This window comes from Achromobacter sp. UBA5777, assembly GCF_002418565.1.
In the GTDB taxonomy this organism is placed as follows: domain Bacteria; phylum Pseudomonadota; class Gammaproteobacteria; order Burkholderiales; family Burkholderiaceae_B; genus Achromobacter; species Achromobacter animicus.
On the sequence record NZ_DIEJ01000288.1, the window covers coordinates 1 to 6923 of the forward strand.

The 6923-nt window shown below is 64.7% G+C and carries 7 protein-coding genes; 5 read left to right on the top strand and 2 right to left on the bottom strand.

The genetic code is table 11. The features are described 5' to 3' along the window. Nucleotides 1-513 (bottom strand): amidase family protein (locus tag B3446_RS25105; RefSeq protein WP_291386517.1); only part of this gene is annotated, 513 nt, incomplete at its 3' end. 3 nt (nucleotides 514-516) lie between these two features. Then, the gene (gatC, locus tag B3446_RS25110) at nucleotides 517-825 is read right to left on the bottom strand and encodes an Asp-tRNA(Asn)/Glu-tRNA(Gln) amidotransferase subunit GatC (protein WP_175124992.1); all 309 of its coding nucleotides are present in this window, start codon (nucleotides 823-825) and stop codon (nucleotides 517-519) included. A 229-nt stretch (nucleotides 826-1054) separates the two neighbouring features. On the opposite strand from gatC, the gene B3446_RS25115 reads away from it, so the two are divergent. The 5 genes from B3446_RS25115 (at nucleotide 1055) to rodA (ending at nucleotide 6700) form a co-directional block, all read left to right on the top strand. Continuing rightward, complete coding sequence (locus B3446_RS25115) at nucleotides 1055-2098, top strand: rod shape-determining protein (RefSeq protein WP_006216320.1); 1044 nt, start codon at nucleotides 1055-1057, stop codon at nucleotides 2096-2098. An 84-nt stretch (nucleotides 2099-2182) separates the two neighbouring features. Beyond that, entirely contained in the window at nucleotides 2183-3067 is an 885-nt protein-coding gene (gene mreC / locus B3446_RS25120) for a rod shape-determining protein MreC (RefSeq protein ID WP_056560320.1), read from the top strand. Nucleotides 3068-3116: 49 nt separating this feature from the next. Then, nucleotides 3117-3623 carry a rod shape-determining protein MreD gene (mreD, locus tag B3446_RS25125; protein WP_175125001.1) on the top strand — a complete coding sequence of 169 codons (507 nt, stop codon included), beginning with the start codon at nucleotides 3117-3119 and terminating at the stop codon, nucleotides 3621-3623. A gap of 15 nt (nucleotides 3624-3638) precedes the next feature. After that, on the top strand, nucleotides 3639-5567 hold the full coding sequence (gene mrdA / locus B3446_RS25130; protein WP_191578458.1) for a penicillin-binding protein 2: 1929 nt from the start codon (nucleotides 3639-3641) through the stop codon (nucleotides 5565-5567). Beyond that, nucleotides 5564-6700: a rod shape-determining protein RodA gene (gene rodA, locus B3446_RS25135; protein ID WP_056560313.1), complete on the top strand. Its 1137-nt coding sequence runs from the start codon at nucleotides 5564-5566 to the stop codon at nucleotides 6698-6700. The genes mrdA and rodA overlap by 4 nt, the downstream gene beginning before the upstream one ends. The last annotated feature ends 223 nt before the right edge of the window (nucleotides 6701-6923 follow it).

Below are 6923 nucleotides of genomic sequence, written 5' to 3' on the forward strand. Positions count from 1 at the left end.
GGCGACCAGGCGGGCGGCCACGGCGGCGGCCGAACCGCCCGACGAGCCGCCGGGCACGGCGGCGTGATCCCAGGGGTTCTTCACGGCGCCGTAAGCCGAGTTCTCGTTGCCGGAGCCCATGGCAAATTCGTCGCAGTTCAGCTTGCCCAGCGACACCGCGCCGGCCGCGCCCAGGCGTTCCACGACGGTCGCGTCGAACGGGCTGACGTAACCGTCGAGCATCTTGCTGCCCGCGGTAGTGCGCCAGCCGCGCGTCACGAACGCGTCCTTGTGGGCGATCGGGATGCCGGCCAGCGGACCCGCGGTGCCGGCTGCCAGTGCAGCGTCGGCTGCACGGGCCTGGGCCAGCGTCAATTCGGCGTCAATATGTAAAAAGGAATTCAGGCCGCTGGCCGCTTCGGCGGCCGACAGGGCGCTTTGCGCCAGGTCTACCGCGCTGACTTCGCGTTGCGCGAGGGCCGCGCGCAACGCGGCGATCCCCTCGAATTGGGTATGCAGGGCAGGTTTCGTCATGACTTAATCCAGGACCTTGGGAACCAGGAACAGGCCGTCCTGGGCATCGGGCGCGTTGGCCAGCAGTTCCTGGCGGCGGGCTTCCGATCCGGCTTCGGTCACGGCGTCTTCACGCAGGCGCAATACGATGTCCTCGTGCGCGGACAGGGGATGAGCCAGGGGTTCGACGCCTTGGGTATCGACGGACTGAAGCCGTTCGATCAGGTGGAGGATGCCGTTGAGTTCGGCCTGCGCGACGGTGCGCTGGTCGGGGGTCAGTTCGATTCTGGCCAGCCGGGCAATGCGGGCCACATCTTTGTCGTTGAGCGCCATGGGGGATTGCAAAAATCGGTAAGCGAAGGCCGCGGGGCGGGAGTGGGCAGTATGCATACGCCAAACCCGTTACAAAGCTTGAATAGCCTGCATTTATGCGCTATTTCCGGGGAAATTATAAGTTATGATTCACGGTTTAATCGCCGTGATGACAGGCGGACCCGTTGTTTCACGGGCCAAACGCCCCGCGGCTTGACCCCAATTCCCCCCAGAATTTAGCTGAGCTCCCATGTTCGGATTCCTGCGCAGTTATTTTTCCAGCGATATGGCGATTGACCTAGGTACCGCCAATACGCTGATTTACGTCCGCGGCAAGGGCATCGTTCTCGATGAGCCTTCCGTGGTCGCAATCCGTCATGAAGGCGGCCCCCACGGCAAGAAGATCATTCAGGCCGTCGGGCACGAAGCCAAGCAGATGCTCGGTCGCGTTCCCGGCAACATAGAGGCCATTCGGCCCATGAAAGACGGCGTGATTGCCGACTTCACGGTCACCGAACAGATGCTCAAGCAGTTCATCCGCATGGTGCACCCCCGCAACATGCTGGCGCCCAGCCCGCGGATCATCGTCTGCGTGCCCTGCGGCTCCACCCAGGTTGAACGCCGCGCTATCCGTGAATCGGCGCTCGGCGCCGGCGCTTCCCACGTATTCCTGATCGAAGAACCCATGGCCGCCGCCATCGGCGCCGGCCTGGCCGTGTCCGACGCCAGCGGCTCGATGGTCGTCGACATCGGCGGCGGCACCACGGAAGTGGCCGTCATCTCGCTGGGCGGCATGGTCTACAAGGGTTCCGTGCGCGTCGGCGGCGACAAGTTCGACGAAGCCATCGTCAACTACATCCGCCGCAACTACGGCATGCTGATCGGCGAACCCACGGCCGAACTGATCAAGAAGGAAATCGGCTCGGCATTCCCGGGTTCCGAAGTCCGCGAAATCGAAGTCAAGGGCCGCAATCTGGCCGAAGGCGTGCCGCGCAGCTTCACGGTCTCGTCCAACGAGATCCTCGAATCGCTGACCGATCCGCTCAATCAGATCGTTTCCGCCGTCAAGATCGCGCTCGAACAGACGCCGCCCGAATTGGGCGCGGACATCACCGACAAGGGCATCGCCCTGACCGGTGGCGGCGCGCTCCTGCGTGACCTGGACCGCCTGCTGCAAGAAGAAACCGGCCTGCCGGTCGTGGTGGCCGACGATCCCCTGACCTGCGTCGTGCGCGGTTGCGGCGAGGCGCTGGAACACCTTGAGAAACTGGGCGCCATCTTCATCAACGACTAATATTGCCCGCCAGCCCGGAGCCCCGCTTTTTTCTGGCTCCGGCCGCTGCGGGGGCCTCGGACGCGGGCGCCCGGGCTGAGATTCATGCAACGACAAGGGACTCCCCCCCTATTCAGGCGCGGCCCACCGGCAGAGGTGCGGCTGGTCGTTCTGGTCGTCCTTGCTCTGGCCCTGATCGTCATGGATTCCCAATGGCGCATGCTGGAACCGGCGCGCCGTGCGATTGCCGTAGGGCTTTATCCGTTCCAGCGTGCCGTCATGGCGCCGCGCGATCTCGTCCAGCAAGTCAACGAATGGGTTAACGCGGCCAACCTCATCCGCAGCGAAAACGAGGCCTTGCAGCGTCAGCGCATCGAACTCGCCCAAGTCGCATCCCACGCGGCGCAGCTTGCCGCCGAAAACTCCCAGCTTCGCCGCCTGCTTGGCGTGACCGATACCGTGGCGCAGTCCGCCGTGGTCGTTGAGGTCATGTACGAACCCACCAACGCGTTCACGCAGCGCCTGGTCTTCAACAAGGGCAGCAAGGCTGGCTTGGCCCCGGGCATGCCCGTCATCGACGAAGGCGGTGTGGTTGGCCAGATCGTCCGCGTGACCCCCATGACCGCGGAAGCGGCGCTCGTCACCGATGAGCAGGTTTCCATCCCCGTGCAACTCCTGCGCAACGGACTTCGTCTGATTGCGTTCGGCGGCAACTCGCCCGGCAAGATGGAAGTGCGTTACCTGGCGGCCAATGCCGACATCAAGGAAGGCGATACTATTGTCACCAGCGGCGTCGGTGGCCTCTTTCCCGCCGGCCTGCCCGTGGCCAAGGTGACCTCGGTGGAACGCGATACCGCCTCCGGCTTCGCGCGCGCCGTATGTGAACCGCTGGCCCATCCCGAACGCTATCGCCACTTCCTGGTTCTGCAGGTGGATGTGGATCGCGCCGAGTCCAACCGTCAGGAGGTCGATTCCGGTGGATCGGACTAACCAACACGCTGCGGGGCAGTCCCCGCGCCGCCTTGGCACGCCCAGCAACGTGCATCCCGACCGGCTGTCGGGTCCCGCGCATGCCTTCTTCGTGTGGGGCACTGTCCTGCTCGCCTGGCTGGTGTCGCTGCTGCCGTGGCGTCTTTGGCAGGGCGCGCCCGACGTGCTGCTGCTCATCATCGCTTTTTGGTGCGTGCACGAGCCGCGCCGCGTGGGTCTGTTCACGGCCTTCTTCTTCGGCGTGCTGATGGACGTGCACGACGCCGGCCTCCTGGGCGAGCACGCGCTGTCGTACACGCTCGTCGCCTACGGCGCGGTGGTCCTGCATCGCCGGCTGCAACGGTTCGACCTCTGGAGCCAGGCGATGCACATGCTGCCTGTGTTCTTCATTGCGCGCTTCGTCACCCAGATCATCCACGCGTGGCTGGCCGGAAAATGGCCGGGCTGGGACTGGGGCATCAGCGTGCTGCTGACGGCTGCGTTGTGGCCGCTGGCGGGTTGGGTGCTGCACCTGCCGCAACGCGGTGTCGACGACGCCGAATCCTCATCCGCCTGACGGCGGCGTTGCGTCATGTTTGAATTCAAGAAAACCGGCCAGCAGCAGAAGCAGCGCTTTCGCCTGCGCGCCTGGGTGGGCGGTGCCTTCGCCCTGGTCTGCTTCGGCGTGCTGGTGGGCCGTTTCTGGTATCTGCAGGTCGACCGCTACGAGGGCTTGTCCGAACGCGCCGACCGCAACCGCATCGCGGTCGTGCCGATTCCGCCGCGCCGCGGCGAGATCCTGGACCGTAACGGCGAAGTCCTGGCCCGCAACTACCGCACCTACACGCTCGAAGTCGTGCCGGCCCACGCGGGCAACATGAACGAACTCTTCGATCGCCTGACCGAAGTCGTCTACATCAGCCCGTCCGACCAGCGCCGCTTCAAGCGCCGCGCGGCCGAATCCAGCCGCTACGCCAGCCTGCAACTTCGCAACAACCTGAACGAAACCGAAGCCGCGTGGTTTGCCGCGCACGCCTTCCAGTTCCCGGGTGTAGAACTGCGCGCCCGCTGGGTGCGCGAATATCCGCAGGGCGTGTCGGCCGCGCACGTGGTCGGCTACATCGGCCGCATCGCCGACAACGACATCGAAGAGCTGGACCGAGCCGGGCAGCTCGGCAACTACCGCGGCACCGAGGTCATCGGCAAGAAGGGCATCGAAAAGACCTGGGAAGAGCAACTGCACGGCCGCACGGGCCTCGAAGAAGTCGAGGTCACCGCCGGCGGCCGGCCCATGCGCACGCTGCGCCGCATCGATCCGGTGCCGGGCTCGGACATCATGTTGTCCATCGACATGGGGCTGCAGAAGGTGGCCGAAGAGGCCTTCGAGGGCCAGCGCGGCGCCCTCGTCGCCATCGACCCGGACACGGGCGAAGTCCTGGCGTTCGTGTCGCAACCGTCGTTCGACCCGAACCTGTTCGTGGATGGCATCGACGTCGACAACTGGCGCATGCTGAACGAATCGCCGGACCATCCGCTGATCAACCGTCCCCTGTACGGCACGTATCCCATCGGCTCCACCTACAAGCCTTTCGTGGCCCTGGCCGCGCTGGAACTGGGCAAACGCCGCGCGACCGACCGGGTTTCGGACCCGGGCTATTACGAATTCGGCGGACAGAAGTTCCGCAACGCTGGCGGCGCGGCCTACGGCATGACGGACATGCACAAGGCCATCGTCGTGTCGTCCGACACTTATTTCTATTCGCTCGGCCCTGAAATCGGCGTGAACGCCCTGCACGATTTCACCAAGCAGTTCGGGTTCGGCCAGATCACCGGCATCGACCTGGAAGGCGAGAAGCGCGGCGTGCTGCCGTCCACCGATTGGAAACGCTCGGCCTACAAGGACAAGGAGCGCCAGCGCTGGTACGCGGGCGAGACGATCTCCGTGGCGGTGGGCCAGGGCTACAACGCCTTTACGCTGCTGCAACTGGCGCAGGGCACGTCCACACTGGCCAACAACGGCCTGTACCGCCGCCCGCACCTGGTGCACGCCGTGCGCGATTCGCGCTCGGGCGTGGCCAAGCCCACCGAGGCGCCGCCGGACTACCGCATACCGCTCAAGCAGGCCAACGTGGACGTCATCAAGAACGCCATGGCCGACGTGGTGCGCGCCGGCACGGCGCGGCGCGCGTTCGCCAACACGCCGTACCAGGCGGCCGGCAAGACTGGCACGGCGCAGGTGTTCAGTCTGCGTGGCGGCCACTACCGCGCCAGCGCGATCGACGAACGCCTGCGCGATCACGCGCTGTTCATGGGCTTCGCGCCGCTCGAGCAACCGCGCATCGCCGTGGCGCTGATCGTCGAAAACGCCGGCTGGGGCGCCAGCGTGGCGGCTCCGGTCGCGCGCAAGGTCTTCGATTACTGGCTGGCCAAGGATCGCCAGGACAAGATCGCGCGTCCCCAACCCGCCGACACCATGGCGACCGTCGATGACATCGCCTCCGACCTGGTGCGCCAACAATGAAACGTCTTGGCCTGATTCTGCTGCGAGTGTTCACGGCCTTCGACTGGCCGCTGCTCGCGATCCTGATGATGTTCGCGGCGCTGGGCCTGACGGTGATGCACTCGGCCGTCGGTGGCACGGATTGGCGCTTCGCGGAACAGTCGCGCAACTTCATCATCGCGTTCTTCGCGATGTGGACAATGGCGCTGATCCCGCCAAAGCTGCTGATGAAGCTGGCGTTGCCGTTCTATGTGGTGGGCGTGGTGCTGCTGCTGGGCGTCGAGTTCTTCGGCGAAACCAGCAAGGGCGCCACCCGCTGGCTGAACCTGGGCGTGACCCGCATCCAGCCGTCCGAGATGATGAAGATCGCGGTGCCGATGATGTTGGCCTGGTATTTCCAGCGCCACGAAGGCGCGGTCCGCGTGCGCGACTTCCTCGCCGCCGCTGCGATGCTGGCCGCACCTTTTGGCCTGATCGTGCTGCAGCCCGACCTGGGCACGGCGCTGCTGGTCTTCGGCGCGGGCTTTTTCGTGATCTATTTCGCGGGACTGTCGTTCAAACTGCTGGTGCCGGTCATGCTGGCCGGCGTCATTGCCATCGGCACACTGGTCTACTACGAAGACCAGCTCTGCGAGCCGGATGTGGACTGGGTGGTGCTGCACGAATACCAGAAGCACCGGGTCTGCACGCTGCTCAATCCCAGCTCGGATCCGCTAGGCAAGGGCTTTCACACGATCCAGTCAATGATCGCAGTGGGCTCGGGCGGCGTGTACGGCAAGGGCTACATGAAGGGGACGCAGACGCACCTGGACTTCATCCCGGAACGCACGACAGACTTCATCTTTGCCGTGTACGCCGAGGAATTCGGCTTGTACGGCGGCATTGCAATCCTGGTGCTGTACGGCCTGATGATGGCGCGCGGTTTGACGATCGCGTCGCGGGCCGCGTCGCAATTCGGCCGGCTGCTGGCGGGCGCGCTGACGATGATGCTGTTCATCTACGTATTCGTGAACGTAGGCATGGTGACGGGGATCTTGCCCGTGGTGGGGGTGCCGTTGCCGTTCATGAGTTATGGGGGGACGGCGTTGTTCACGATGGGGATTGCGTTTGGGATCATGATGAGTATTAGTCGGCATCGGTCTGTGAAGACTTGATGGCGGTTTGCTGGTCTTGATGGTTTGTCGCGGCTTTTGCTGTCTGGACGTGGCTTAGTTCTTATCTCCTACATTCGTTGACTCTTGTTGCCTGTGGGCTTCGAAGGTCGGTGAATTTGGCGCCACGAAGTTCTTCGTGGGTCGGTGATCTTGGCGCCGCGAAGTTCTTCGTAGGTCGCCCGACGCCGCGGTCACCGTGGGTGCGATCGCCCACGATTGCGGT